The 26,765-nt window shown below is 63.4% G+C and carries 27 protein-coding genes; 17 read left to right on the top strand and 10 right to left on the bottom strand.

Annotation, left to right across the window (positions count from 1 at the left end):
* Positions 1-116 precede the first annotated feature (116 nt).
* The 13 genes from dusA to V7714_RS15295 all read left to right on the top strand — a co-directional run bounded on the left by dusA (position 117) and on the right by V7714_RS15295 (position 13,228).
* A complete protein-coding gene (gene dusA / locus V7714_RS15235) occupies positions 117-1,130 on the top strand; it encodes a tRNA dihydrouridine(20/20a) synthase DusA (protein WP_335710468.1) in 1,014 nt (337 codons plus the stop codon).
* A 14-nt stretch (positions 1,131-1,144) separates the two neighbouring features.
* Entirely contained in the window at positions 1,145-1,792 is a 648-nt protein-coding gene (locus tag V7714_RS15240; protein WP_335710469.1) for a retropepsin-like aspartic protease family protein, read from the top strand.
* A 12-nt stretch (positions 1,793-1,804) separates the two neighbouring features.
* Positions 1,805-2,293, top strand: a complete 489-nt coding sequence (locus V7714_RS15245; RefSeq protein WP_335710470.1) for a hypothetical protein — start codon at positions 1,805-1,807, stop codon at positions 2,291-2,293.
* 34 nt (positions 2,294-2,327) lie between these two features.
* Complete coding sequence (rdgB, locus tag V7714_RS15250; protein WP_335710471.1) at positions 2,328-2,921, top strand: RdgB/HAM1 family non-canonical purine NTP pyrophosphatase; 594 nt, start codon at positions 2,328-2,330, stop codon at positions 2,919-2,921.
* Positions 2,918-3,133, top strand: a complete 216-nt coding sequence (locus tag V7714_RS15255) for a hypothetical protein (protein WP_335710472.1) — start codon at positions 2,918-2,920, stop codon at positions 3,131-3,133. Before rdgB ends, V7714_RS15255 begins: the two co-directional genes overlap by 4 nt.
* Entirely contained in the window at positions 3,130-4,344 is a 1,215-nt protein-coding gene (hemW, locus tag V7714_RS15260) for a radical SAM family heme chaperone HemW (RefSeq protein WP_335710473.1), read from the top strand. The genes V7714_RS15255 and hemW overlap by 4 nt, the downstream gene beginning before the upstream one ends.
* A gap of 21 nt (positions 4,345-4,365) precedes the next feature.
* The gene (locus tag V7714_RS15265) at positions 4,366-5,115 is read left to right on the top strand and encodes a substrate-binding periplasmic protein (protein ID WP_335710474.1); all 750 of its coding nucleotides are present in this window, start codon (positions 4,366-4,368) and stop codon (positions 5,113-5,115) included.
* Positions 5,116-5,326: 211 nt separating this feature from the next.
* Positions 5,327-5,707 (top strand): Rid family detoxifying hydrolase, encoded by a 381-nt coding sequence (locus V7714_RS15270; RefSeq protein ID WP_284197021.1) that lies wholly within the window; start codon positions 5,327-5,329, stop codon positions 5,705-5,707.
* A 108-nt stretch (positions 5,708-5,815) separates the two neighbouring features.
* The gene (locus V7714_RS15275) at positions 5,816-8,164 is read left to right on the top strand and encodes an ABC transporter substrate-binding protein (RefSeq protein ID WP_335710475.1); all 2,349 of its coding nucleotides are present in this window, start codon (positions 5,816-5,818) and stop codon (positions 8,162-8,164) included.
* The gene (locus tag V7714_RS15280) at positions 8,161-9,138 is read left to right on the top strand and encodes an ABC transporter permease (RefSeq protein WP_335710476.1); all 978 of its coding nucleotides are present in this window, start codon (positions 8,161-8,163) and stop codon (positions 9,136-9,138) included. The genes V7714_RS15275 and V7714_RS15280 overlap by 4 nt, the downstream gene beginning before the upstream one ends.
* A gap of 10 nt (positions 9,139-9,148) precedes the next feature.
* Positions 9,149-10,540, top strand: coding sequence for an ABC transporter permease (locus V7714_RS15285; protein ID WP_335710477.1), 1,392 nt, complete (start codon positions 9,149-9,151; stop codon positions 10,538-10,540).
* 10 nt (positions 10,541-10,550) lie between these two features.
* Positions 10,551-12,413: an ABC transporter ATP-binding protein gene (locus tag V7714_RS15290; protein WP_335710478.1), complete on the top strand. Its 1,863-nt coding sequence runs from the start codon at positions 10,551-10,553 to the stop codon at positions 12,411-12,413.
* A gap of 116 nt (positions 12,414-12,529) precedes the next feature.
* Entirely contained in the window at positions 12,530-13,228 is a 699-nt protein-coding gene (locus tag V7714_RS15295; RefSeq protein WP_335710479.1) for a hypothetical protein, read from the top strand.
* Positions 13,229-13,264: 36 nt separating this feature from the next.
* Here V7714_RS15295 and V7714_RS15300 read toward each other — a convergent pair whose 3' ends face one another.
* Complete coding sequence (locus V7714_RS15300) at positions 13,265-13,675, bottom strand: DCC1-like thiol-disulfide oxidoreductase family protein (protein WP_335710480.1); 411 nt, start codon at positions 13,673-13,675, stop codon at positions 13,265-13,267.
* A gap of 132 nt (positions 13,676-13,807) precedes the next feature.
* On the opposite strand from V7714_RS15300, the gene ubiG reads away from it, so the two are divergent.
* The 4 genes from ubiG to darG all read left to right on the top strand — a co-directional run bounded on the left by ubiG (position 13,808) and on the right by darG (position 17,422).
* Positions 13,808-14,596 (top strand): bifunctional 2-polyprenyl-6-hydroxyphenol methylase/3-demethylubiquinol 3-O-methyltransferase UbiG, encoded by a 789-nt coding sequence (gene ubiG / locus V7714_RS15305; RefSeq protein ID WP_335710481.1) that lies wholly within the window; start codon positions 13,808-13,810, stop codon positions 14,594-14,596.
* A 94-nt stretch (positions 14,597-14,690) separates the two neighbouring features.
* Entirely contained in the window at positions 14,691-15,452 is a 762-nt protein-coding gene (locus V7714_RS15310; RefSeq protein WP_335710482.1) for a substrate-binding periplasmic protein, read from the top strand.
* Positions 15,453-15,701: 249 nt separating this feature from the next.
* Positions 15,702-16,346 carry a type II toxin-antitoxin system toxin DNA ADP-ribosyl transferase DarT gene (darT, locus tag V7714_RS15315; RefSeq protein ID WP_335710483.1) on the top strand — a complete coding sequence of 215 codons (645 nt, stop codon included), beginning with the start codon at positions 15,702-15,704 and terminating at the stop codon, positions 16,344-16,346.
* A gap of 14 nt (positions 16,347-16,360) precedes the next feature.
* Complete coding sequence (darG, locus tag V7714_RS15320) at positions 16,361-17,422, top strand: type II toxin-antitoxin system antitoxin DNA ADP-ribosyl glycohydrolase DarG (protein ID WP_335710484.1); 1,062 nt, start codon at positions 16,361-16,363, stop codon at positions 17,420-17,422.
* 778 nt (positions 17,423-18,200) lie between these two features.
* Here the strand turns inward: darG and V7714_RS15325 are convergent.
* The 9 genes from V7714_RS15325 to V7714_RS15365 all read right to left on the bottom strand — a co-directional run bounded on the left by V7714_RS15325 (position 18,201) and on the right by V7714_RS15365 (position 26,662).
* Positions 18,201-20,648 (bottom strand): PEP-utilizing enzyme, encoded by a 2,448-nt coding sequence (locus V7714_RS15325; RefSeq protein WP_335710485.1) that lies wholly within the window; start codon positions 20,646-20,648, stop codon positions 18,201-18,203.
* Entirely contained in the window at positions 20,638-21,078 is a 441-nt protein-coding gene (locus V7714_RS15330; protein WP_335710486.1) for an SRPBCC family protein, read from the bottom strand. Before V7714_RS15330 ends, V7714_RS15325 begins: the two co-directional genes overlap by 11 nt.
* A gap of 3 nt (positions 21,079-21,081) precedes the next feature.
* Positions 21,082-21,600 (bottom strand): DUF4166 domain-containing protein, encoded by a 519-nt coding sequence (locus V7714_RS15335; RefSeq protein WP_335710487.1) that lies wholly within the window; start codon positions 21,598-21,600, stop codon positions 21,082-21,084.
* Between the two features lie 301 nt (positions 21,601-21,901).
* Positions 21,902-23,341 (bottom strand): TIGR01777 family oxidoreductase, encoded by a 1,440-nt coding sequence (locus tag V7714_RS15340; protein ID WP_335710488.1) that lies wholly within the window; start codon positions 23,339-23,341, stop codon positions 21,902-21,904.
* 39 nt (positions 23,342-23,380) lie between these two features.
* The gene (locus V7714_RS15345; RefSeq protein WP_335710494.1) at positions 23,381-23,854 is read right to left on the bottom strand and encodes a DUF2269 family protein; all 474 of its coding nucleotides are present in this window, start codon (positions 23,852-23,854) and stop codon (positions 23,381-23,383) included.
* Positions 23,854-25,125 carry an SDR family oxidoreductase gene (locus V7714_RS15350; protein WP_335710489.1) on the bottom strand — a complete coding sequence of 424 codons (1,272 nt, stop codon included), beginning with the start codon at positions 25,123-25,125 and terminating at the stop codon, positions 23,854-23,856. The genes V7714_RS15345 and V7714_RS15350 overlap by 1 nt, the downstream gene beginning before the upstream one ends.
* Positions 25,126-25,188: 63 nt before the next feature.
* Positions 25,189-25,581, bottom strand: coding sequence for a thiol-disulfide oxidoreductase DCC family protein (locus V7714_RS15355; RefSeq protein ID WP_335710490.1), 393 nt, complete (start codon positions 25,579-25,581; stop codon positions 25,189-25,191).
* Between the two features lie 16 nt (positions 25,582-25,597).
* On the bottom strand, positions 25,598-26,143 hold the full coding sequence (locus V7714_RS15360; protein ID WP_335710491.1) for a GbsR/MarR family transcriptional regulator: 546 nt from the start codon (positions 26,141-26,143) through the stop codon (positions 25,598-25,600).
* 159 nt (positions 26,144-26,302) lie between these two features.
* Entirely contained in the window at positions 26,303-26,662 is a 360-nt protein-coding gene (locus tag V7714_RS15365; protein ID WP_335710492.1) for a DUF1801 domain-containing protein, read from the bottom strand.
* Between the last annotated feature and the right edge of the window lie 103 nt (positions 26,663-26,765).

Here is a 26,765-nt window from a genome sequence, read left to right on the forward strand (position 1 = left end):
GCCCGGCTGGAGGCCGCCAAGCCCTCCGTGGGTAGCAAGCCTGCGCAGCACATTCGCCGGCTTGCGCTCACGGCTACGGGGGCAGTACTTTCATAGAAATCAGATAGTTGAACTTCATGCTTAACGTAATATCCCCCGCTGTTGCGGCGCCTATCCCTGCCAGGCGCATCTGTCTGGCCCCTATGCTCGACTGGACGGATCGGCATTATCGATTTTTCTTGCGCCAGATCACCCGCCACACCTTTCTCTATACCGAGATGGTGACCACGGGCGCCATCTTGCATGGGGACAAGGCGCGGTTTCTGGATTTCAGCGAGGCGGAGCACCCGGTGGCCTTGCAGTTGGGGGGCTCGGAGCCGGCTGATCTGGCGGCCTGTGCCCGGTTGGCTCAGCAGTGGGGCTATGACGAGGTCAATATCAATGTGGGCTGCCCCAGCGAGCGGGTGCAGTCTGGGGCGTTTGGTGCCTGCTTGATGGAGGAGCCGCAGCTGGTGGCCGATTGCGTCAAGGCCATGCGGGATGCGGTGAGTATTCCGGTGACGGTCAAGCACCGTATCGGCATCAACGAAGTGGAGCACTACGAGTATCTGCGCGACTTTGTCGGGACGGTGGCGGAGGCCGGCTGTGAGGTGTTCATCGCGCATGCCCGCAACGCCATACTGAAGGGCCTGAGCCCCAAGGAGAACCGTGAGGTGCCGCCCTTGAAGTATGACTATGTGCACAGGCTCAAGCGGGATTTTCCGCAGTTGGAGATCATCATCAACGGCGGCCTGGACAACTGGCAGGCGGTGGATGAGCAGCTGCAGCATGTGGATGGGGTGATGATAGGCCGCATGGCTTACCACGACCCCTATCAGTTTGCCGAGGTGGATGCCCGCTATTACGGCGATGAGCGGGCGGTGGCGAGCCGGGCCGAGGTGGCCCGTGCCCTGATGCCCTATATTGCCGAGCGCATGGCGGCTGGGCGCAGCCAGCCCAAGCATATCGTGCGGCATGTGCTGGGCTTGTTCCAGGGGCGGCCCGGTGCGCGTAACTGGCGGCGCATGCTCAGTGACAGCAAGGTATTGAATGGGGCTGGGCCGGAGTTGATTGAGGCGGCCCTGGCGGAAGTGGAACCGGTGGTGGCTTAGCGATGGAGCAGCGCATGTTACGGAAGACCCTGTTACCGCTGGTACTGGCCTTGTGTCTGGTAGGCACCAGCTGGGCGGCATCGCCGGTGCTGCTAGCTACCATGGGCAACAAGGTGTCGCTGTCTTTGGGCGGCAAGCCCTTGACCCTGAGCGTGGGGCAGCAGCGCGAGGGTATCAAGCTGATATCGGTGGGCGAGGACAGCGCGGTGCTGGAAGTGGAGGGCAAGCGCCAGAATGTGCGCCTGGGCCAGGAGTTCTATGCCGGCGGCAGCCAGGCGGAGCAGGCCCAGACCAATAGCTTTACCGTGTTCGATGTCGGCGGTGGCCACTTCATGGCCCAGATCAGCCTGGGTGGCGGTGGCGTCAGGGGGCTGATCGATACCGGAGCTTCCTTGTTGTCGCTATCGGGCAACCAGGCCAAGGCCATGGGGCTGCGCTTCGAGCGTAACCAGCCCATCATGCTGCGCACGGCCCAGGGCGTGCAGAACGGCTGGCGTACCAAGGTGCCCAGCCTGCGTATCGAGGGGGTGCAGCTCTACAATGTGGACGCGGTGGTGACCGATGGCGCCTACCCGGAAGTGGCGTTGATAGGTATGAGTGTGCTGGGGCAGTTTCATATGCAGAACGATGGCCAGCGCATGACATTGAAGAAGAAATACTGAGAAGACGGTTACATGGACAAGACAAAGAAACAGGACAAGGCCTTGCAGCAATGGTCGATCTGGCCGCCGGCCTTGCTGGCCCTGGTGCTGCTGACCCTGGGGCTGTGGGTGCTGCGCAGCATGGGCGTGGCCAGCCCGGTGCAGCTGGGCTACGTGCTGCTGGCGCTGGTGCTGACCTGGCTGCTGCTGCCCTACCTGGCCTACAAGACCTGGTGTGAGGGCGAGGCGCTGTGCTGGCGTTGGGGGCAGTTGAACCACGGGCCGGTACAACGTCTGGCGCTGGCTGATATTGCGGCGGTGGAAGTGGCGGCCCTGCCGGACAAGCCGACCCGGCCAGTGCGCAGGGAAGGCTCGGAAGAGCGCCATGGCGGCAATTTCACGCCCGACCTGAATCAGGGCGTAAAGCTGCAAACCCGTGATGGCCGCACCATCTGGCTGTGCTTGCCGCAGCCAGCGCAGTTCGCCAAGGCTTTGCGTGCCTTGCTGGCGACTGGCCATTGAATCCCTTTAATACCGTACTGCAAGCAGGTTGCGCATGAAGAAGCTCGTACTCGCCAGCAACAATGCCGGAAAATTGAAGGAGTTCCAGCGCTTGCTGGGGGCTCTGGCCATCGAGGTAATACCGCAGGGACAGCTGGGGGTGGGCGAAGCCGAAGAGCCGCACGCCACCTTTGTCGAAAATGCCCTGGCCAAGGCGCGCCATGCGGCGGCGGCCACCGGCTTGCCGGCGCTGGCCGATGATTCCGGCATCTGCGTGCCGGCCCTGGGCGGTGCGCCTGGGGTGTATTCGGCCCGCTATGGCGGCGAGCCAAAATCGGATGCGCGCAACAACCAGAAGCTGGTGGCCGATATGGCCGGCCAGGCCGACCGCCGGGCTTTTTACTATGCGGTGCTGGTGCTGGTACGCACGGTGGATGACCCCCGACCCCTGATTGCCGAAGGCCGGTTTGATGGCGAACTGCTGGCTGAACCGCGCGGCGAGGGGGGCTTTGGCTACGATCCGCATTTCTGGGTGCCGGCACTGGGCAAGACCGTGGCTGAGCTGACGCCGGAAGAGAAGAACCCCATCAGCCATCGCGGCCAGGCCCTGGCTGCCTTGCTGGACAAGCTGGCAAAGGACGCACTATGACGAGCCCATGGCCCAAGTGGCTGAAGGATGATGGGGCGGTGGTGAGCTGCTTCGAGAAGGTCAAGGTAATGGAAGAAAACCTGGGCGAGATACAGCAGATGACCCAGGACGCGTTCGAGGATGGCCTGTTGATGGAGGTCTCGGAAGCGCAGATGCGCGAGGCCCTGCACCGCATGGTGGATGCGCTGGTCAACCCCTACCGCAAGTCATGATCATCCCTATCCACCCCCATCCTGGCCCGGCGGCCGCCGTGGCGGCCCCGGCTGCGGGCTGGGCCTTGCAGGCTTTACCGCCGCTGTCGTTGTATATCCACTTCCCCTGGTGTGTGCGCAAGTGCCCGTATTGCGACTTCAATTCGCATGAAGCCAAGGGGGGGATGGACGAGGCGGGCTATATAGCGGCACTGCTGACCGACCTGGAGCACAGCCTGCCACTGATCTGGGGGCGGCCCATACACACCATCTTCATGGGCGGGGGCACGCCCAGCCTGTTTTCGGCCGAAGCCATGGACAACCTGCTGGCCGGCATACGGGCGCGCACCAAGCTGCTGCCTGATGCCGAGATCACGCTGGAGGCCAACCCCGGTACGGTGGAGGCAGACAAGTTCAAGGGCTACCGGGCGGCAGGGATCAATCGCCTCTCCATCGGCATACAGAGTTTTGATCCGACCCATCTGACCGCCATAGGCCGCATACACGATGGCGATGAGGCCAGGCGGGCAGCGGCGCTGGCGCGCGAGACCTTTGACACCTTCAATCTGGACCTGATGTTTGCCCTGCCTGGCCAGACCGTGGCGCAGGCGCTGGCAGATGTGGAAACGGCCTTGTCGTTCTCGCCCACCCACCTGAGCTGCTACCACCTGACGCTGGAGCCCAATACCTATTTCTACCGCTATCCGCCCAGCCTGCCGGATGACGATACGGCTGCCGAGATGCACGATGTGATCGCCGCGCGGTTGGCGAGCGCGGGGTTTGATCACTATGAGACCAGTGCCTATGCGCTGCCCGGCCACCGGGCGCGGCATAACGTTAATTACTGGCAGTTCGGCGATTACCTGGGCATAGGGGCAGGCGCCCATGGCAAGCTCAGCTTCCATGACCGCATCCTGCGCCAGGCGCGCTATAAGCAGCCGGCGGCTTATCTGAAGGCGGTGGCGGCGGGCAATGCGGTGCAGACCGAAGAGCTGGTGGACCACCAGGACCTGCCGTTCGAATTCATGCTCAATGCCTTGCGTTTGAGCGAAGGCGTGGCAGCTACCCTCTATAGTGAACGTACCGGCCTGCCGCTGGCAGGTATTGCGCGCACCCTGGCGCGGGTGCATGAGCAGGGTTTGCTGGATGCCGACCCTACCCGGCTGGCGCCCAGCGAGCTGGGTAGGCGCCACCTGAATCGATTGATGGAAGCCTTTTTGCCCGACCGTTGAGCCGGGAGACAGGAGCCTGCCGTGCTGCTGCGTGCCTTGCTGATCCTGCTTGCCTGCCTGCCACTGGCGGCCGAGCCGCTGAAACTGCGGCTGGTGACGGATGACTGGCCGCCGTATGAGTACGCGGACAAGGGCAAGGCCGATGGCTACAGCGTGGCCAGGTTGGAGGCCGTGCTGCGGCAGATGGAGGTGGTGCTGGTTCACCCCGACCGGGCCGTGCCCTGGAAGCGCTTGCTGGCCATGCTGGAGGCGGGGGAGGCCGATGTGGCGGTCAATGGCGGCAAGGTGGACAACCGGGAGGCCTATGTACACTTTTCGGCCGAGCCTTTTACCGAGACCCGCTGGACGGCTTTCAGCCGCCGCAGCGATGGCTTGCGACTGCAGAAGAAAGAGGATTTCAAGGGTTTGCGGGCCGGCTTGGTGCATGGCTGGAGCTATTCGCCGGAGATCGAGGCATTTCTGGGTAGCCAGGGCAAGTCGGTGGTGTCCTACGATCAGTTCAGCAATTTCCGTCGGTTACTGGCCGGCCAGGTGGACTATGTGATCGAGGAGCGGCAGGTGGGGCTGCACCTGGCCGCCAAGCAAGGTTGGCGTGAGCAATTGGTCACCGCCGATGTGATGAACCAGCCTATCCGCTTTTATGTGATGTTCTCGCGCAAGACCGTTACCCCGGAATGGGTGGCTCGCTTTGACGCGGCCTTCAGGGCTTTTCGTGGTAGTGCCGAGGATAGGGCGCTACGCAAGCGGTATGGCTTGGAAAGTCTGCCGTAGCAAGGCAAGATGGCAGCCTTGGTGGTGGCGCTGAGCGGCAATGCACCTCACCTTGTGGGCTAGTTCCGCCCTCGTCCCGGCGCGTGCTGGAAGGAGGGTGTGAGCAGGGCTTCCAGCTTCCTCCCCAATATATTCAACTATGTCGCACGAGGCCGCGTTGTTCATGCTGCCCGCCGGTTCCCCGTCGCGTCGTTTACCCAAGGAATACACCATGAGCAAAGAAATCGTCCATAGCGACCACGCACCCAAGGCTGTCGGTACTTATTCGCAGGCTGTGAAGGTGGGCAACACTGTTTACCTGTCGGGCCAGTTGGGCCTCGACCCGGTGACCGGCGAGCTGGCCGAGGGCTTTGAGGCGCAGGCCCACCTGATGTTCAAGAACCTGCGTGCGGTGGCCCAGGCGGCCGGCGGCGACCTCAAGGACATCGTCAAGCTGGGCGTGTTCGTGACTGACCTGGCCAATTTCGGCAAGCTCAACGAGATCATGGGCCAGTATTTTGATGCCCCTTACCCCGCCCGCGCCGCCATCCAGGCCGCGGCACTGCCCAAGGGTGGCCAGGTCGAGGCCGACGCGGTGCTGGTACTGGCCTGATTGCGCCTTGAAGTCGCCCCGGCACTGTCGCGCGGGGTGACTTTCTTGCACTGGCGAAAAGACCACAGTGGCCTGGCTGCGCTTGGCAGTCAGGCAAGCCGGCATGGCATGATCGCGGCCTTCGCTCCCTTGGGGGCGCCTTTGTCTGCGGGTCGTGCCATGCCTGTACTCCAGCCTTATTCCTTGTCGCTACGCGCGCTGCGGCGCTCGCTGCTGCTGGTGGCGACCCCCGCGCTGCTGCTGTTGGGGGGCTGCGAAGTGGCCAACCAGCCGCATAGCCAGGCCGACCTGACCGGCGATGTGATGTTCAGCTCGTTCCAGGAGCGGCCCAAGTTTCTGGACCCGGTCAGCTCCTATAACCTGAACGAAACCCCCTGGACCTACCAGACCTACGAGCCGCTGCTGCATTACCACTACCTCAAGCGGCCCTATACGCTGGAGGGGCTGACCGCCACTGAGGTGCCGGTACCGCGCTATTACGACAAGGCCGGCAATACCCTGCCTGACGATGCGCCCAGCGAGCAGATCGCTACCAGCATCTACACCATCAAGCTACAGCCTGGCATACGCTACCAGCCCCATCCGGCGCTGGCCCGCGATGCTGCCGGGCAATTGCTGTATCACGACCTCAAACCAGCCCAGCTGGCTGGCAAATACAGCATCTGGGATTTTCCGCTGACGCAGGCGGCCAGCAGCAGCCGTGAAGTAACGGCGGAAGATTACGTTTACCAGATCAAGCGCCTGGCCAGCCCCTATGTGCCTACGCCGTCGCCCATCTATAACCTGCTCAACCAGTACATAGTCGGCCTGCAGGATCTGGGCGAGCAGCTCAAGGCCGAGCGCAATGCCCAATTGCAGCAACGTGACCCGCGTGACCGCTACCTGCCCTGGCGCGATCTGCGCCAGGTTAAGCTGGAAGGTGCCCGTGCGCTGGATGCGCGTACGCTGGAGATACGCATTGCCGGCAAGTACCCGCAGTTCAAGTACTGGATGGCCATGACCTTCTTTGTGCCCATCCCCTGGGAGGCCGACCGCTTCTACGCCCAGCGCGGCATGGCGGAGAATTCGCTGTCATTGAATACCTGGCCGGTGGGTACGGGGGCCTTTATGCTGACCGAGCAAAGCGCCAGCCGCTATGTGATGGTGCGCAACCCCAACTACCGCGATATGCGCTACCCCAGCGAGGGATCGCCGGAAGACAAGGCGCAGGGACTGCTGGCCGATGCGGGCAAGCGGCTGCCCTTCCTCGACAAGCTGGTGTTCCTGCAGGAGAAGGAGTCTGAACCCGAGCAGGCCAAGTTCATGCAGGGCTATTACGATGTGCCCGATCTCAGCCGCATCGATGTGGGTTTTGTCTTCCTCAAGGAAGCCATGGACCAGACCGGCCGCTGGCAGGTGCTGCGTGAGCATGGGGTGAAGCTGGAGCCGACCATAGAACCGACCAGCTGGTATATGGGCTTCAACTGGCTGGACCCGGTAGTGGGCGGCGGCAAGAACCCGGAGGAAGCCGAGCGGCACCGCAAGTTGCGCCAGGCCATTGCCATTGCCACCGACTGGGAAGAGCACAACGCCATCTTCTTTGATACCTATGGGCCGTCGGTGCCGGCCATGGGGCCGATTCCACCGGGCTTGTTCGGCTACCGTACCGGCGAGGCGGGTATCAACCCGGTGACCCATGTCTGGCGTGATGGACAGGCTGTGCGGCGCCCGCTGGCCGACGCCAAGCGCCTGCTGGCCGAGGCGGGGTATCCCGATGGGCGCGACGCCAAGAGCGGCAAGCCGCTGCTGCTGTTCTATGACTCCAACGGCGTGGGTCCGGCTTACCAGGCCAGGCTGGACTGGCAGGTCAAGCAGATGCAGAAGCTGGGCATACAGCTGGAGATACGGGCATCGGACTACAACCGCTTTCAGGACCGCATGCGCAAGGGCAATGCTCAGCTGTATTTCTGGGGCTGGTTCTCGGACTACCCGGACCCGGAGAATTATCTGTTCCTGCTGAACAGCACGCAGTCCAAGGTGAAGTTCGAGGGTGAGAATGCCTCCAACTATGCCAACCCGGAATACGACAAGCTCTATACCCGCATGCGCGACCTGCCGGACAACGCCGAGCGGCAGCAGGTGATAGACCAGATGGTGGCGATGGTGCAGCGGGATGCACCGTGGAGCTGGGGGCTGTTCCCTGGCTCGCTGGGGGTGTACCAGCAGTGGGTGCACAACGCCAAGCCCACCTCGATTGCCAACGACAAGGTCAAATATATGCGGGTGGATGGGGCGTTGCGGGCCAGCAAGGTCGCGCAATGGAACCAGCCACGGGTATGGCCGCTGGCTGTGGGTATGCTGGCCCTGGGCCTGCTGCTGTGGCCGGCCTGGCGCATCTACCGCCGGCGTGAGCGCGCCACGGCGCGCACCCTGCGTATCAACAGCGGCCGCCGTGCCAGCAAGGGAGCGCAAGCATGATGACCTATCTGGTGCGCCGCACCCTGTATTCCATCCTGGTGCTGGCCGGTATCAACCTGGTGACCTTCTTTCTGTTCTTCTCGGTAAATACCCCGGACGACATGGCCCGCCTGCAACTGGGCGGCAAGCGGGTGGCGCAGGAGGCGGTGGAGCGCTGGAAGGCCGAGCGCGGCTATGACCAGCCGCTGTATTTCAACGCGCAGGCAGGTGGGGTGGGCAAGCTGACCCAGACAGTGTTCTTCGAGAGCTCGGCCAAGCTGCTGCGGCTGGATTTTGGCAAGACCAACGAGAACCGCAATATAGGTTGGGAGCTGGGCAACCGTATCGGCCCCACCCTGGCGCTGGCGATACCCATACTGCTGATCTCGGTGGCGCTGTCCATCATCCTGGGGCTGGGGCTGGTGTTCTACCGCCATACGGTGCTGGATACCTGGGGGGTGGTGGTGCTGGTGGGGTTGATGTCCACCTCTTCGCTGTTCTTCATCATCATGGGCCAATACCTGTTCGCCAAGCTCATGGTCATCACGCCGGTATCGGGCTTCAGCCCGCCGCCGGGCATGTTCAAGTTTCTGCTGCTGCCTGTGCTGGTATCGGTGATTGCCCACCTGGGGCCGGATACCCGTCTGTATCGCACGCTGTTCCTAGAAGAGCTGGGCAAGGATTATGTCCGTACCGCCCGCGCCAAGGGGGTGTCGGAATGGGCTGTGCTGGGGCGCCATGTGCTGCGCAATTCATTGATACCCATCATTACCTCGATAGGTCTGCTGCTGCCGGCGCTGCTGGCCGGGTCCATCCTGCTGGAGACCTTCTTCGGCATACCGGGCCTGGGCACTTTTGCGGTGGACGGGATCACCAGCCAGGATTTTTCCATCGTCCGGGCCATGGTGTTCTTCGGGTCTTTCCTCTATGTCATTACCTACCTGCTGACCGACTTTGCCTATGCCTGGTCTGATCCGCGGGTGCGCCTGAAGTGAGCATGCCGCGATGAAGATAGTTGTTCTGTGGACGGACTGGGTGGTGCTGCTGGTACTGCTGGGCACCCTGGCCTACGGCTGGAAGGTCATGCGCCAGCCGCATCTGGCGGTGACCTGGCGCAAGGCCTTCAATACGGCCACCGGCACCTCGGCGGCCACGGTGCTGGCTGTCTTTCTGGTGATAGGCCTGCTCGACTCGCTGCACTACCGCCCGGCCATCGCGGGCAAGGCCGATGCCTATGCCACCGAGACGCGCTCGGTGCTGGACGATATCCTGCACCATCAGCAAACGGGACGTGAACGCAGCTACTCGGCACCGCTGGCCTACCAGGGCTATGAGAAGGAGGCGACGGTGATAGACGGGCAGGCCACCCGGGCCTACCTGCGCCTGCAGCATGGCGGTGCCCATCTGGACCAGCCCGAGCAGCAATGGGCGGCCGATGTGCTGCTGCGCACCGTGGCTGGGGTAGGGCTGGGCCTGCTGTTGGCCGCTGCGGCTACGGCATTGGCCGTGCTGCTGCTGGCGCGCAAGCGGCGCCAGGGCCTGGGGCAAGCCTGGCGCAGTTTGCGGCGCGGGCAGGTGGGCTTCCCCCTGCGTGCGGTGTTGCTGACCCTGACCGTACTGGCCGTGCTGGCCGGCGTCATGGCCATGCTGGCGACGGCCTACCATGTGCTCGGCACCGACCGGGTGGGTAACGACCTGCTGTATGTGGTGCTCAAGAGCATACGTACGGCCCTGGTCATCGGCACCATGTCCACCCTGGTGACCATGCCCATCGCGGTGGGCCTGGGCATCTGCGCCGGCTATCTCCGGGGCTGGGTGGATGAGGCGATCCAGTATGTCTACACGGTGATCAACTCCATCCCCTATGTGCTGCTGATCGCGGCCGTGGTGCTGATACTGATGGTGTTCATCGACAACCACCCAGACCTGTTCCCGACCTCGGCCGAGCGTACCGATGCGCGCTTGTTCTTTCTGTGCATCATCCTGGGCATGACCAGTTGGACCGAGCTGTGCCGGTTGATACGGGGCGAGGTGATCAAGCTGCGCGAGGCCGAGTACATCCAGGCGGCGCAGGCGTTTGGGGTAGGCACCTGGCGGATACTGTCGGTGCACCTGCTGCCCAATGTGATGCACCTGATTCTGATCAGCATGGTGATCAATTTCTCCGGCCTGGTGCTGGCCGAGGCGGTGCTGTCCTATGTTGGCATCGGGGTGGACCCGTCCATGCAGAGCTTCGGTACCTTGATCAATACCGCAAGGCTGGAGCTGTCGCGTGAACCCACCATCTGGTGGACCTTGGCGACGGCCTTCACCTTTATGTTCTCGCTGGTGCTGTCGGCTAATCTGTTCTCCGATGCCATCCGCGATGCCTTCGATCCTCGCGCCACGCACAAGTAGGTCGTCCATCATGCTGCAACTCGATCAACTCCGTACCGAGATCCACTCCAGCCAGGGCATCGTGGTGGCCGTTGATGGCGTCAGCCTTGCCATCCAGCCGGGCGAGACCTTTGCCCTGGTGGGGGAATCGGGCTCGGGCAAGTCGGTGACGGCGCTGTCCATCAGCCGGCTACTGCCCGACAATGCCTGCATCGCTGCCGGTGATGTGCGGCTGGACGACGCCAGCCTGGCAGACCTGCCGGAAAGCGAGATGCGGGCGTATCGCGGTGGCCGCATCGCGATGATCTTCCAGGAGCCGGCCACGAGCCTCAATGCCGTGATGTCGGTGGGGCGGCAGTTGGTGGAGGCCATTACCACCCATACCGAGCTGCGGGGTGAGGCGGCGCGGGCCAAGGCCTTGGACTGGTTGCGGCGGGTGGGTATTGCCGAGCCGGAGCGGCGCATAGACAGCTATCCCTTCCAGCTGTCGGGCGGGCAGAAGCAGCGGGTGATGATTGCCATGGCGCTGGCCACCGAGCCGGCGCTGCTGATTGCCGACGAACCGACCACGGCGCTGGATGTGACGGTGCAGAAGCAGATACTGGATCTGCTGCTGGATCTGCAGCGCGAGCGCGGCATGGCCATGCTGTTGATCACCCACGATCTGGGCGTGGTCTCGCAGGTGGCCGATCGCGTTGGCATCATGTATGCGGGCGAGCTGGTGGAGTTGGGCAGCAAGGCGGCGTTTTTCGCCAAGCCCCTGCACCCCTATGCCACCCGCTTGCTGGGCGCCTTGCCGGATGTGGACAAGCGCGGCCACCTGCTGGAAGCCATTGCCGGCAGTGTGCCGCCGCTTTATCAGGCATTTGAGGGCTGCCGGTTTGCCCCGCGCTGCTATTCGGCTACGGCCCGCTGCCGTGGCGAAATCCCCCCCATGTACGAAATGGGCGGCGGGCATAGTGTGCGCTGCTTTGCCTATGCGCCCGAAGCGGCCGTGCCACTGGTGCGGCCCCCGTTGCGTGATATGGGCGAGGGCCGGGCGGCCAGGCAGCTGGGCGACCAGGCGCTGCTGACGGTAGAAAACCTGCGGGTACGGTTTCCTATCCGCTCGGGTTTGCTGCAACGGGTCAGCGGCCATGTGGATGCGGTGCACGAGGTGTCGTTCTCGCTGCGGCCGGGCGAGACCCTGGCACTGGTGGGGGAGTCGGGTTCGGGCAAGACCACCACGGGCAAGGCCATATTGCAGCTGCTGCGCGGCACGGCTGTGGTCGATGGCCAGGCCATGCTGGGCGATATCGACCTGATGCGGGCCGGCAAGGCGGAGCTGAAGCGCGCCCGGCGGCAGATGCAGATTATTTTCCAGGACCCATTCGGCTCGCTCAATCCGCGCATGCGGGTGGGCGAGATACTGGCCGAGGGCATACAGTCGCTGCGGCCCGAGCTGGACCTGGCCGAGCGCCGCCGCCGTGTGGATGCCTTGCTGGAGCAGGTCAGCCTGCCGCAGTCGGCATTGACGCGTTTTCCGCATGAGTTCTCGGGTGGCCAGCGCCAGCGCATCGCCATCGCCCGTGCCCTGGCGGTGGAACCCAGCCTGATTGTCTGTGACGAACCTACCTCGGCGCTGGATGTCTCGGTGCAGGCGCAGATACTCAACCTGCTGAAAGAGCTGCAGCAACAGCTGGGGGTCGCCTATCTGTTTATTACCCACAATATCGGGGTGGTGGAATACCTGGCCGACCGGATTGCGGTGATGCAGGCCGGCCGTATAGTCGAGACCGGCGAGAGTGCCAGCCTGCTGATGAGCCCTAGGCATGACTACACCCGTACCCTGCTGGCGGCGGTGCCCAGAGTGGTGGTGGGCGAGGCTGATACCGAGGTGCTGCTGCCCGCTTGAACGGGATGACTGCGAGCAGCGGGGTTTCCAGCTTGGGTGTCGACCGGCCATCGCCTGAATGCAAGCGATGCCATGGCTTGCATAAGCTATAGGGACGCTGCCCCAAGGAGACTGCCATGCACCGACTGCTGATCTGCCTAATGTTGGCCTGCTGTACCCTGTCGTTGCGCGCCGAACAGGTGCTGACCGGTAGCTGGGGCGGCGAGGTGGCGGGGCAGGCAGTGAGCCTGAGCCTGAACGGCAAGGGGGGCGGCAGCCTGGATGGCAAGCCCATACGCTACCAGGTGATGGGTGGCGTGTTGCTGATTGAAGAGGACGGCGAGGTGACGCCGTATCAGTTCCGGCTGCAGGGTGGCCAACTGCTGATTGCCGGTGGGGATATACCGGGCGTGCTGAGCATGATACGGGTCAAGCCGGGGCAAAAGCCGCCGCGTGGCAATGCCGCCCAGGCCCAGGCCGGTGGCTTGCGGCAGGAGCTGGTAGGCAGTTGGTGCCTGGTGCGTAACTTCAGCGCCAGTGGCGGTGGTGGCTCGCAAAGCTCGACCTGTTTTGAGCTGCGGCCCGATGGCAGTTACAGCTATAGCAGCGAGCGCAGCATGGATGCCTACGGCGGCGGCATGTGGGGTGGCACCAGCTCAAGCAGCAGCGACAGTGGCCGCTGGACTGCCACTGGCAATAGCCTGACGGCCCATTCACACAAGGGCGGCAGCACCACCTACCCGCTGGAAAAACGCAACCACCCCAGGAACCATGACCCCATGCTGTGCCTGGATGGCGACTGCTATGTGACGCAGTGGCAGCGTGCGCCGTGGTAGGGCGCATTCCGGCGTCGGCCCGCGGCGGGGCCAGTATCAAGGCCGGCTGGCCAGATTGTTGATATAGCGGATGCCCAGCAGCTTCAACACCAGGTTGCGGAAGGCCTTGCCCAGGGGGTAGGCGATCTTGGCGCCCAGGCGGTGGCCAAACACATAGTAGTTGAGCCGATTGAACAAGCCGGCTGGTGTGCTGAGCAGGGTGAGCATATGGATGGCATCAGCACCGTAATAGATGGCATCCTGAAACTTGAGCACCATGCCCTGATCGATATCCAGCCCGGCCGCCGTGATCTCGTCCATCAGCTCGCCGGGCTGGCGGGCGTCGACCAGATGTAAGGTGCCGACGGTCTCGCGGATACGGATATAGCGGCAGTAGACCGTGCAGACAGGGCACTCCCCATCGTATACCAGCCATGCATCCTGCTGCTTGTTGCCTGCGGTTTTCATGGGACGACTCCTGCTGTGAGGCTTGCGGATTGGATGGCCACATTGTATTCTTACATTTAACTAATTAGCTAAATAAATTTCTTGTGGCGCCACTCATACCGGGCGCTCGCCTGCGGCTGCCAAGGAGCTGTCATGCCTGTCATCAACAACGCCATCTATGACCACGTAGCGCACACCTGGTGGGACGAGGATGGCTTTATGTCCTTGCTGCGTACCGCCATCAATCCTCCCCGCTTTGCCTATTTTGAGCAGGCTTTGACTGGCATATTGCAGCGCCAGCCAGCGGGCTTGACGGTGCTGGATGTCGGGTGTGGCGGTGGGCTGCTGTCAGAGCGGTTTGCCACGCTGGGCTGCCAGGTAACTGGGCTGGATCGCGCAGCGGCAGGTCTCGCGGCCGCCAAGGCCCATGCCGAGGCCAGCGGCTTGCGCATTGATTACCAGCAAGGCAGTGCAGAGCAACTGCCGTTTGCAGACCAGCAGTTCGATATCGTCTGCTGCTGCGATGTGCTGGAGCATGTGGATGACGTGGATGCCGTGCTGGCAGAGATCGCCAGGGTGCTCAAGCCGGGTGGGGTATTCTTCTTTGACACCATCAACCGTACCCTGCGCAGCAAGCTGCTGGCCATCAAGCTGGCGCAGGACTGGCCGCTGACGCGGCTGATGCCGGCCGATGTCCATGTCTGGCACCAGTTTATCCGGCCGCAGGAATTGCAGCAGGGCTTGGCGAGGCATGGGCTGGGCCAGGTGGTGATGGCTGGCCTATCGCCAGTAGGCAACCCCTTGCGGCCCTTGTGGGGGCTGCTGCTGCACAAGCTGGGGAGGCTGAGTTTTGCTGGCCTGGGTGAGCGCATACGCCTGGGGGCGACGCGGGATATGTCCGTCTCGTTTATGGGCTACGCCCTGCGTGAGGCGGCGGGCTGAGGGGCACCGCTGGGCGCGGGTGTGAGCGGCGGCGCGGCTTACGGGCGCATGCTATACAGCATGAACGAGGATTTCGTCCTGATTGCCGGCCACCATGTTGCTGCGTGCCTTGCTGCTCACCTGCCTGCTTCAAGCTGCGTGCCTGGGCGCACCATGCAGCAAGGTACTACGCGTACCATTCGAGAGCTGGCCGCCCTATTCCTATCTGGACGCGGGCGGCAAGCCAGCGGGTTTCGAGATAGACATGCTGGATGCCATCGCCAAGGCAGCGGGCTGCAAAGTGTCTTGGGTGCAAGACCTACCGCGCAAGCGGCGCTGGCTGTACTTTACCCAGGGCGAGCTGGATGTGCTGCTGGCTGCCTCCGACAACGGACTGGCCTCGCACAACGCCGTCGCCATGTTTACCCGCCCCTATCGACCGGAAATCATTGCCGCCTTTGTGCTGGATGACCGACGGCCCCACCCCCACGTGGGTTCACTGCAGGCGATGCTGAAGCACCGCGTACCGCTGGTGACCCAGACCGGGAGCGATGGCGGCTACCCCTTGGCGGCGCAGTTTCTGGCAGCGGGCCTGGTGACGCGGTATGAGGAGTACCGCAAGGGGGTACAGTTGCTGCAACTGCGGCGTGGCGAAGTATTGATAGGCGACCAATGGGCGGTACAGCATGCCGCTACCGAGCAGGGTGTGCCCATACGGCGGCTGGATATCGCGATTGCCAGGGGCGAGGTGGCCTATATGCTCAACCGCAAGACGCTGACGCAGGCAGATTTGAACGCCATCAACGAGGCGATAGTGCAACTGGGCCGCAACGGTACGCTGGAACGTATCCGGCGGCGTTGGTTGGTTGGGCTGTAGGGGGGATGACAGATGGTGGCCGCGTTGCGTGGGGCATACCGGGCATCTGGCGCTGTGTGGGATGCGGCTGGTCATGAGCGGGAACCGGAGGCCGACACAGTTAGGGTAATATCTGCGGCGACTACGCTGGCAAGCCAAGTATATGTGCGGTTCCGACCTTTTCACATATGCATTGTTCCACTTGGTTTAAGCAGAAACCGATCAATCATAGGGTATAGATAGAGGTATATTGAGGTATCACCAACACAGTTGACCATCGCCGTGCCGAACCGCCCAAAGCTCTATCACATCTGCCATGTGGATCGACTACCTTCTGTTGTCGCTCAAGGTGGGTTGTTGTCCGACGCCAAAGTGCAGCAGGCCGCCTTGGGCGGCACAGTGATCGGGATGAACAATATCAAACAGCGGCGGTTGACTGAGCTACAACTGACCAGTCATTCGGGGTTGTTTGTGGGGCAGTGCGTGCCTTTCTACTTTTGCCCCAGGTCGGTGATGCTGTATTTGATACACAAGCAAAACGCCGAGCTAAGCTATCAAGGTGGTCAAGGCCCCATCGTCCACCTAGAGGCAGATTTGTATGACACGGTGGCATGGGCCAACGCCCAACGGCGACGGTGGGCCTTCACGCTGTCGAACGCCGGTGCCTACTACTTCGAAGACCGCGCCGATCTGCAGCAGTTGGGGGAGCTAGACTGGGAGGCGATCAATGCGCGGGATTGGCGCGGTGCTAAGGAAGGCAAACAGGCGGAGTTCCTGTTGGAACAATCCTTTCCGTGGCAATTAATCGAACGCATTGGGGTGATGTCGCAGCTCATTGCCACGCAGGTTGCACATGCGCTACCGGTTGGAGGGCACAGACCCCCGGTACACGTTATGTCTACCTGGTATTACTGAAACGGAAACTTGACATGATCGAACTTACTAGTGGCGACATCCTGAAGGATGACTCTGACGCCATCGTCAACACCGTGAACTGTGTCGGTGTGATGGGCCGCGGTATTGCACTGCAATTCAAGAACGTTTGGCCGGAGAACTTTAAGGCTTATGAGGCAGCATGCAAGCGTGAAATAGTGCAACCAGGCCGGATGTTCATCTTTGATACGGAGCAGCTGACGGCGCCTCGCTACATCGTCAACTTCCCAACCAAGCGTCATTGGCGCGGCAAGAGCCGCATGCAGGACATCGAGGCGGGCTTGCATGCGCTGGTGGAAGATATTGCCCGCCTGGGCATTCGTTCTGTGGCGATTCCACCGCTGGGTAGCGGCTTGGGCGGACTGGAGTGGACTGAGGTGCGCTCCCGTATCGAGGCGACCATGCAGCCGCTGGCAGATGTTCGCGTGCGCATTTATGAGCCGAACGGAGCGCCGCAAGCGGACAAGATGCAACACAATCGCGATGTACCTCGTATGACTGCAGGTCGCGCAGCCCTGGTGGAGCTGATGAACCGCTATGGTCAGGGGCTCCTGGACCCTGCCATCACGCTGCTAGAGGTGCATAAGCTAATGTACTTTTTGCAGACCGCAGGTGAACCCCTGCGATTGAACTATGCAAAGGCAATCTATGGGCCATATGCGGAGAACCTGCGTCACGTACTGCAGAAGATCGAGGGACATATGGTGAGCGGCTACGCGGACGGCGGAGATGATCCGGACAAACCTCTGACCTTGGTACCCGGGGCCGTCGAGGACGCAGGAGCCTTTCTGGCAGAACACATCGAGACGCGTGCAAGATTCGACCGTGTCGGTGACCTGGTCGCTGGCTTCGAGACGCCCTTCGGTTTGGAGTTGCTGTCAACCGTGCACTGGGTTGCAACCCATGAGACGAAGAGCGCATCACTTGACGAGGTGGTCTGCGGTACCCATGCATGGAACGACCGCAAAAAGCACTTTACCCCTCGCCAGATTGGTATTGCGCTGAGCGTGCTTCGAACCAAAGGTTGGCTTGCGACCGCAGAACGGGCGAATGCATGAGGCTGCATTCTTAACCCTACCTCGACTTCCACTAGCAGGCGATAGAGGCAGGCGACTAGTTCCGCGCAAGGCGAGCGTCTAGATATTGCATTACGACATTTCACTTGTTCGTTCCCTCGAAATCTACATCAAGCCGACGCCCGCCACTGCGGCTGGTCTAACGCTGTCGACGGCGCCTGGAGCATAATCGCCTCAGGTAGTCGCGGCCTTGGTGTCCGGTTTTCGCTCAAGACTTGCCCCATCCGTTGCGGCGGCGGTTGTCCGCTTTGGCCGATAACCCGACAAACCCATTGTAGAGCAGATGAACGCACGATCTGAACGGCAACCAACTGAGGTCACAACAGGCGGAGTTTGATGGAAGCGGTCAAGGTTGACCGGCGCGAGTGGTCAACTCGACCGGCATTCGCATCTGCCAGTGTGTCTTCGTTGAGGCTATCCGAGCCGATGGCGTCCATGCTAGCGATGCCTGCCTTCATTGTTTGCAGCAAACCCATGGCATCGCTCATCGAGAGATTGAGGCCGATTCCTGATCGGGCTGTGCAGTTGTCATGTTCGGCTCGCTGTTTATACCGGGATACAAGGGCTTGAAGGGGCTTCCACCCCGTTGTTTTCGTCGCTGCGCGGCGTTACCCAAGAGTCACAACGTCTTGCATATCAAACCTATGCAGCGCTGAGGGTTTCACTCGCGCCTCGTCTTGTTTGGAAAACTGGCTTGCTGGAGGCTGCATCGCCGCCGGAATCTGGATTGGTCAGGCCGGGCTGCTGCGTAGTGCTCGGGTCAATGAGTAGCCGAGATCAAGCTGAGCTGACCATCCTGATAGCGCACGGCTTGCCCTACCCAGGCGGGATCGACCTGGGGGAGCACGGCGGCGGGCTTGCGTAGTTCGCGCAGCAGGGTGGCGCCGTGCGACAGGCGGCCACCCATGCGGGCGATGACGGCGCGGGCTTCGCGGTAGTAGGCGTGGCGGCCGGGGTCTAGGGTGGCTTCCAGCAGGATGTCCTGGCCCAGTATGCCTTCGGCGGCGCCGGGATAGATTACGAAACCCTGTGCCTGTGTGTGGTCGGCCTGGCCGTCTTGCCAGAAGGCGCCCGGCTGGGTACGGCTGGCTGGGTGTGGGGCGTACCAATAGGCGCGGTCGGACTCGGGCATGGCGTGGTGCAGGCGGAAGAAGATGCGCATGAGGTTATCGCGGTACCACTCGCGTACCTGCAGATAGTAGCCGCGCATGCCGGGCAGGCCCAGGCGGTGGGCCATCCTGATGGCGGCTGGCCAGTGTGGGAAAGGCTGCAGGGGCAGGGGGGTGTAGGCGGGTCTCGCGGTGGCGGGGTCGGTCTCCCACGGCAGGCGGTGGGGGGCGTGGCCCAGTGTGGCGTAGGCGGTGGCCGGCTGGCCCAGCAAGCTGCCGCCGCTGCCGGCCAGGGCGGTGCCTATGCAGAGATTGCCTTGCACCACAAACACATAGAAACGGCAGAACCAGTCGGCCAGTTGCTGGCCGTTGGCTGCTTGGGCCCGTAGTTGATCCAGCTCGGCATCAAAGCGCTGCAGGCCGGCGGCGAGATCGGGCAGGGCGGCGCGGCTGCGCTGTTGCATGCGCCAGAACAAGGGCAGTTGGCGTAACAGTCTGGCGGGCCGCAGGGGGAGCTTGGGGGCGCTACCGCCTACCTCGTCGGCGTAATGCTGCGAGGGCAGGCCCCAGTCAGCCAGTCGCGCCAGGAACAGGTCGTTGTTGATATAGGAGGCATCGCCATAGCGGGCGGTAAAGGGCTCGGCATCCTGCAGCACCCGGGCATCCCAGCGGGCCATGATGGCGGGTATGCTGCCGGCGGCGCGGCGCTGGGCGTATTCGACCAGGCGGCTGGGCTGAGGTGGCAGGATTTCGGCGATATTGGCGGCGGTCAGGTGGCGGCGCCAGCCGTAGTCGCTGATGGGCCGGTATTGCAGCAGCCAGAGCTGCTGGCCGTCCCAGGCCCATTCCACATCGCCGTGGACGTAATGGAAGGCACGCAATACTGCCTGCAGGAATTGCCACAGCGCTTGCTGGCTGAGGCCGTGTTGGGTGGGGAAGTGGCCGCTGGCCCAGTCGCCACCCAGCCGCGACAGGATGGCGCGCTGGGGATTCAACTGGCCGTCGGCCAGGCCGGCAAGATGGCCTTCTACCCATTCGACTTCGGCGGCCAGGTGGCGGACGAAGGCGATGCCCGAGAGCACGGGGGCGACAAAGCGCTGCACCACCACTTCTTCTACGCCGGCCTGGCGCAGCAGTCCGATATGCTCGGCTACGGCGGCGCAGGGAACCTGCAGATAGGTGGTGGAGAGCCCGGCATTGGCCTGGTCGGCCTGGTCCTCGGCGTGGCTGGAGGAGCGCACGGCCCAGGTGGCGTCGGGCTGGCTGGCCAGCAAGGCGGCCACGCGTGGGTCGTCGGCGTGGCTGACGCTGACGGCGGCGGGCACCGGCAGGCCGGCCAGCGCAGCCAGTTGCAGCCGGCCGCCCTTGCCGTGGGCCACGAAGCCTGGTTGGCCCGACTCCAGCCAGGCGACGAATTCGCTAGGCTGATCGATCCAGGGGTAGTGGCCCCAGCCGGGCTGGATGCTGACGTAGAGATCTGCCCGGGCCAGGATGGCCGACCAGGCTGAGGCCTGCTCGCGGCCCAGTACGGCATCGTACTCTCCCCACACCAGTTCCAAGCGGTCGCTGACCCATTCCAGCAGGGGCAGGGCGGTATCGGCCCGTACCATGTCCCAATAGGGCAGAAAGGCGCGGCAGCGGCGATAGCCCCTGCCCATGCGGCGGTATTGGGCGGCGGACCAGCGCTGGCGTGAAAACTTGCGGGCCAGCCAGTGCGGTTTGTAGGCCAGCAGCCAATAAGCCAGCAGGCGCATGGGCTTGGGTGCCATCAGCGCCGGCAGGCGACGTTGCCAGAGGAAGGCGCCGACCGGAGCCAGCAGCACGGTGCGCTGGAAATGGCCGGGGCGGCGGGCCAGTGCATGCATGACCAAGAGGGCGTTGACCCCGACGGCGAGGATGTGGCTGCCGGGTTGGGTGGCGGTCAGCAGCGCTTCGGCATAGCTGGGGAGGTCGTGTAGCGGTGGCGCCGGGTTGTCGCCAAAGCCGGGAAGCTCCAGCGGCTGGGGGTGGTAGTGGCGGAAAAGCGGTAGTGCATCGCCCCACCAGTCGGCGGCGCCGCCGTTGCCGGCCAGCAGGTAGAGGATGGGTTTAGCACTCACAGGTGTGTTCCAGGTAGCGTTGCAAGGCGTGCAGTCGGCGTTTTGTCTCCCAGCTAAAGTACCGCAGCATCAGCGGTTCCAGCCAGCCCCAGCCGCGTGCAGCCTTGATCTGGTAGCGGAAGTTGGCGGTGACTTGCTGCTCGCCGGTCTCGACAAATGCCCAGGTGCCAGCAAAGCTGGCCAGCACCCGCGGCCCTTTCAGCATCCTGATGGCGGCGCGTTCCGGCGGTAACCAGGCGACGTACTCGACCACCATGGTCAGGCCGTGCCAAGCGGTGACGGTGATGATACGGCGACCATTGGTGGTGGACTCACTCTCAAGCTTGGCGGCGAAAGGGCCCCACTGTTGGCGCAGGGCGTAGTCCTGGGAGGTGTGAAAGGCGGTGGCTTGCTTGCAGGACAGCACGGCGCGGTGTTCGACGATGGGCATGGTTTACTCCGCTTGCAGCCAGCCGATATAGCGCAACAAGCGATGCTGGCCGATGGCGATGGTGACATCGAAATGAAACCGACCGGCCGCTGCCCATTCGCGGGCTTGTACCTGTAGTGAGAGTGCCGCAGGCAGGGGTAGGCCGAGAAAATGCGTATGTCGGCTGTGCTGATGCAGGCCCTGGGTGTCTACCTGGTTGCTCAGCAGCAGACGCAAGGGGCCGAAGGATTCGCTGAGCCCCACGGGATGCTGGCGCTGTTGCGAGATCATGGGACGATTGCCGAAGTAGCGCTGCCAGGATTCACTTTGGCCCTGCGCTACCAGCCTTACGGCGATGGCGCGCTGCGTGCCTTCGGCGGGTAGGCGTGCCAGCTGGAGCAGGCCACGCAGCAAGGGGTGCGTGCTCCAGCTGACATCGACCTGGCCGCGCCACCAAGGCCCAGGCTGGCCGTGGAATGCCTGCAGCAGCGCGGGTAGGTGCTGGTAGTCGGGGCCGAGGGCGGTTTGGTAGAGCGTGGGCATGGTGGGCGTGTCGCTGGCTGGGTAGGCGGGTTTTAGAGCCTGTTCAAAGTCTTTTCGCCGCGTCGCTGATCTGGAAAATGGTTAGGCACAAGGCGTGGTGCGCAGGCAATAACGAGTTATTGCCAAGCGCCACAACGCAGTGAATGGCCGTTTTCCAGATCAGCCCTACGGGTTCGCAACCTTGCCGGCGAATGGCGGCGTTGCAAGCCGCTGACGGTACCCGTACCGCTGCGCGGCTTGCGCCTTGCCCTTCATCCGGCAAGGTTGCGAACGACGCGGCGAAAAAACTTTGAACAGGCTCTTAGATCAGCGCCCGCAAGGCACCGGCCAGGGTGGGATGGCGGAAGACATAACCGTGCGACTGCAGGCGGTGTGGCACCACACGCTGGCCGTCGAAGAACAGCTGGGCCATCTCGCCCATGAGCAGGCGCAAGGGGGCGGCGGGCAGGTGCAGGAAAACCGGCCTATGCATCAGCCTGCCTATGGTCCGGGCAAAGTCGGCCTGGCTGACGGCCTCGGGCGCGACCGCATTGTAGGTGCCCTGCATGGTGCTGTCGCTCAGTGCCCTGGCGATCATGCCCAGTACGTCATCGCGATGTACCCAGCTCATGATCTGGCGGCCATCGCCCATGCGGCCACCCAGCCCGAAGCGATGGGGCAGCAGCAGGGGAAGCAGGGCGCCGCCTGGGCCGAACACCAGGCCCAGCCGCAGGGTGACCAGGCGCAGGCCTTGACCTTGTGCTGGCTGGGCGGATTCCTCCCAGCGGGCGCATAGCTCGGTCATGAAGCCTTGGCCGGCGCGGCTGTCCTCGTTCAATAGTTCGTTGGCCGGCCGTACGCCGTAGTAGCCGATGGCTGAGGCCTGTATCCAGGTGGCGGGCTTGTGGTTGGCCCTGGCCAGCCAGGCTTGCAGAGCCTGGGTAGTGCCCACCCGGCTGGCCAGCAATTGCGCCTTGCGCTGGGGGCTCCAGCGTGGGCCGACCACCGGGGCACCGGCCAGGTTGATGATGGCGTCGAACTGCTCGCCGCTGTGCAGTTGCTCCAGCGCGGGTACGCAGCGGGCGCGGCCCTGGAACAGATAGGCGGCATTCAGGGGATTACGCGCCAGCACGGTGACGTTGTGGCCGGCCGCCAGCAGCTGCGATACCAGGGCTTCGCCGATAAAGCCGGTGCCGCCAGTGACCAGCACCCTTTGATGGGGCAGGCCGGTAAACGGGTTGGGGGTGGCGGCGGCTTGCCCCAACTTGCGGGCGGCCAGGGCATCGCGCACGCCGGAGAGGGCCACGCCCGCGGCGAATACGCTGAGCAGGCAACCACGCCAGCCGCTATCGAGGCTGACCAGGGCGCTGGGCAGGCTGGCCCAGTCGGCCAGTTGCCAGGCATACAGCCCGAACAGGGCGCCGCCGTTGATGGCCAGCACGGTATGCAGCACGCGTTCGGTGCTGGGGAGCTTGCGGCTGTTGTCTTCCACCACGAAGTCCCACAGGGTGAGGCCGACTTCCACCAGCACCAGGGCGGCAATGGCCGCAACCCAGAGGCCATGGAACTGCACATGGGCCAGGGCGGCGAAGACTACGCCGTAGAGCAGGGCGCGGATGGCATGCAGGGTCAGCTCCTTGCGGGCGCCGGGGCGCTGCGGCAGGCCGACGGTCAGTTCGTGGTGGTACACGGTATCGAAGGCGCCCATCAGGCCCTGCAGTATCAGCAGGTTGAGGACCCAGTCCAATGGGGTGGCGAACATGATGTATTCCTTGTGAATCCGTATTCGGAAAAGCGAGCCCTACCAGGCCATGGGTTTGTGCACCATCAGCCAGTAGACAACGATGAGGGCGCTGAAGGCGGGGAAGCCGAGGACGGTCCAGATGCGTTCGTAACGCCAGTAGTTGGGCGGCAGCGGGGTGTTGTCGCGTGCGGCGTGCTGGGCCATGTCGCGCATGCGTAATTGCAGCCACACCACGGGCAGCCAGCAGGCGCCGGCCAGGGCGTAGAGGGCGATGGAGACGACGATCCAGAACGAATCCATGGGGAAGCCGGCCAGGTGGATCATCCACATGCCGGAGAGCGGCTGGATAATGACGGCCGGGGTGGTGAACCACCAGTCGGCGCGGGCCACCCAGCGGGTGACCACGGCGATGGCCTGCACATTGCCGCTGCGGTTGGCAAAGAACATGTAGAAGGCGGTGCCGAAACCGGTGCCGAACATAAAGGTGGCCGAGAGTATGTGCAGCCACTTGAGGGTGAGGTAGTCCATGATCAGCTCGCTTTGCGGGTGGCGGGAGTCAGGGCGGTCAGCAAGCCCAGCAGTGCCAGGATGGGCAGGTTCTTGCTGATGGGGCCGAAGGGATGTAGCCACCACTGCGGCAGGAACAGGCTGATAAAGACGGTGTAGCCCAGGATCAGCGCGATCTGTGCCTGCCATAGGCGGCGATGGGGGTGGCTGAGGGTAAGGACGCCCAGTAGCAGATCCAGCCCGGCGCCGCCCCACAGCGCAGCCGGGTGCCAAGCGGCGGGCAGGCCAGCATCGGCCAGTAGTTGCAGCCCCAGCGGCGCTTGCTGGATGGAGACGACCGCTGTCAGCAGCCAGACGAACGCCAAGGCCAGGCGTAGCCAGGGCTGCCAGGCGGCTGTGACGGCTGTGCTGCGCAGGGCGGGGTGGCTGTAGGCCTGTGGCAGGTGCATGGGGCGGCCCAGCAACTGCTGGATGGGGCCGGCATCGGCGCAACTGCCGGCTTGCAGCATGCTGAGGCTGGCCGGGTTGAGCAGGCTGCCTGGGCACAGGGCAGCCAAGCGGCTGATGCCGCGTACCCAAGGGCTTGGGAGGGCAATGACGGGCGCGCGCGCCATGCCCATACCGGCCCGTAGTGCCTGCAAGTAATCATGCCAGGGCAAGGCCTGCGGGCCGACCGCTGCCAGGGTGATGCGGCCCAGGGCGGGGCGGTGAATCAGCTGGAGCAGGGCGTCTACCAGATCGGCCAGATGGATGGGCTGTACCGGGCCGGCATCGGCTGGCACCAACAGGCAAGGCTGGGCCGCCATTTGGCGGAACAAGGTACTGCTGGCGCCCTGATCGGCATAGACCAGCGAGGGTTGTACGATGGCCCAGTCCAGTGGTGCGGCACGCAGCACGGTATCGGCGGCAGCCTTGCTGCGCCAGTAGGCGGTGCTGGCCTCTGGGTGGGCGCCCAGGGCAGAGAGCTGGATGACCCGTTCCACCCCGGCCACGATGGCGGCGTTGAACAGGGCGATGGGGGCCTGGGTGTGGAGGTGGGCGAAGGTCTGGCTGCCGGTCTCGGCGAAGATGCCCACGGTGTTGATGACCAGGTCGATGCCGTCGAGCAAGGGCAGCCAGTCGTCTTCGTTCAGGAGTGTGGCCATATCCGTGGCATGCCAGTGCAGTTGGCCGACTGCTACAGCGTTGGCAGGGGGGCGGCGGCATAGGGCGTGTACCGTATGGCCCTGTGCCAGGAGCCGGGGGAGCAAGGCACTGCCAACTAGGCCGCTGGCGCCGGTAAGCAGGATGTCCATGATGGCTCCGGGAGGTTTTGTTGCGGCAATTTCTGTAAAGACAGAAATGGTTTGCCAAATTTTTTAGCGATAGCGGGTGGCGCAGACGCCATCGGCGCAGGTAAAGCCCATCATTTCGCTGGCACGGTAGCGGTTGCGGGCAAACCAGCGGTACAGGCTGCGCCACAGGGGCTTGGTGAAGCCTATGGTCAGCGGCCATACCAGCCAGGCCCGGCCTACCGCAGTATAGGCAGCGGCGATGCAATCGATGCCGACCAGCATCCTGCCCTGGTCGTCCAGGCCATGCAGTTCGGCATCCAGGGCGGCCATGGTGACGCCATAGCGGGCGGCATCGAAGCCTTCGGCGTGCATATCGCTGAAAGCCAGGCGGCCGTGGCGGTCCAGTTGGGCCAGGCGGCGCATCTCGGCGGCACAGAGGGGGCAGCGGCTATCGTAGAACAGGGTGAGGGTAGTCATGGTGCTTACTCGCTTTTCAGGGTAGGTCGTTGCCGTCGTCGGTGCTCAGGAAGCGGGCCATCTTGCCGCCCATCTTCAGAAAACGCTTGAGTGTGGGGGGAGGCAGGCCTTTGAAGTCTTCGTAGGCGCGCATCAGGTCCTCCATAAAGCTCAGTACTTCATCCATGCGGGCGCGAGTGACGGCTTCGAGTTCGCGGTCGCTATCTGCTTCCAGCGCGCACTCGCGCAGTACCGTCAGGGTGGGGTCCAGCTCGCGCTTCTTGCGCTCTTCCATCACCACCCTGAAGATTTCCCAGACATCCTGATGGGCCACAAAGTGATCTCGACGGTCGCCCAGGTTATGGGTCACCCGGGTCAGGCCCCAGCTCTGCAGCTCTTTGAGGCTGGTGCTGACATTGGAGCGGGCGACACCCAGGGTCTCGCTGATTTCCTCGGCATGCAGCGGATGCGGACTGAGGAAGAGCAAGGCGTGGATCTGGGCGACGGTGCGGTTGACACCCCAGCGGGTGCCCATTTCACCCCAGTGGAGGATGTACTTCTGTGCGGTAGGACTAAGCTTCATGATGAGTTCAGTAATTTCTGTCGTTACAGAAATTAAATACCAAACAGGAAGCAGGGTCAAGCGTGAATTGTGGGCAGGGGTTGCAGGGCGGGCCTGGCGATCGTGGCCGCAAGCGCCGCTAGCCCGCGTGCTGAGCCAGCCGTGGCGCGGTGGCCCTACTCAAGCCGTGGTGGCAGCCTGGTATGCCAGCCCCAGATAGGCCTGTACCTGCTTGGCCGGGATGTCCTGGAGGGTAGAGAGCTTGATATGGCGGCGCAGCTTGCCTTCGCCTTCCAGCATCTGGTGCGGATCGGGCAGCGCAGCGCCGTCGCCAAACTCCAGCGAGACATGCTTGGCGTAAGAGAAAACACCGCAGAATGGCTTGCCAGCGGAGAACAGCAGGCCGCCGTATTTCACTTCTTCGCTTACGCCTGAGCCCAGGCTCAGCACCGCCTCGCGCAGGGTTTGTACCAGGGTGTAGCGCGCTTCATCAAGTGAGCGGATGTCGTCCAGCAGTTTTGCAACGCGATCAGCGCTCATATAGGCCCTTGGTGTGGAGTGTGCCTTGGTCGGCTGGCTGCAATCTACGCTATCAACGGGCCCATGAAAATAGCGAGTAAGCCTACTGGCCTGATGCTGCTGG

The organism is Chitinimonas sp. JJ19 (genome assembly GCF_036961565.1).
GTDB lineage: Bacteria > Pseudomonadota > Gammaproteobacteria > Burkholderiales > Chitinimonadaceae > Chitinimonas.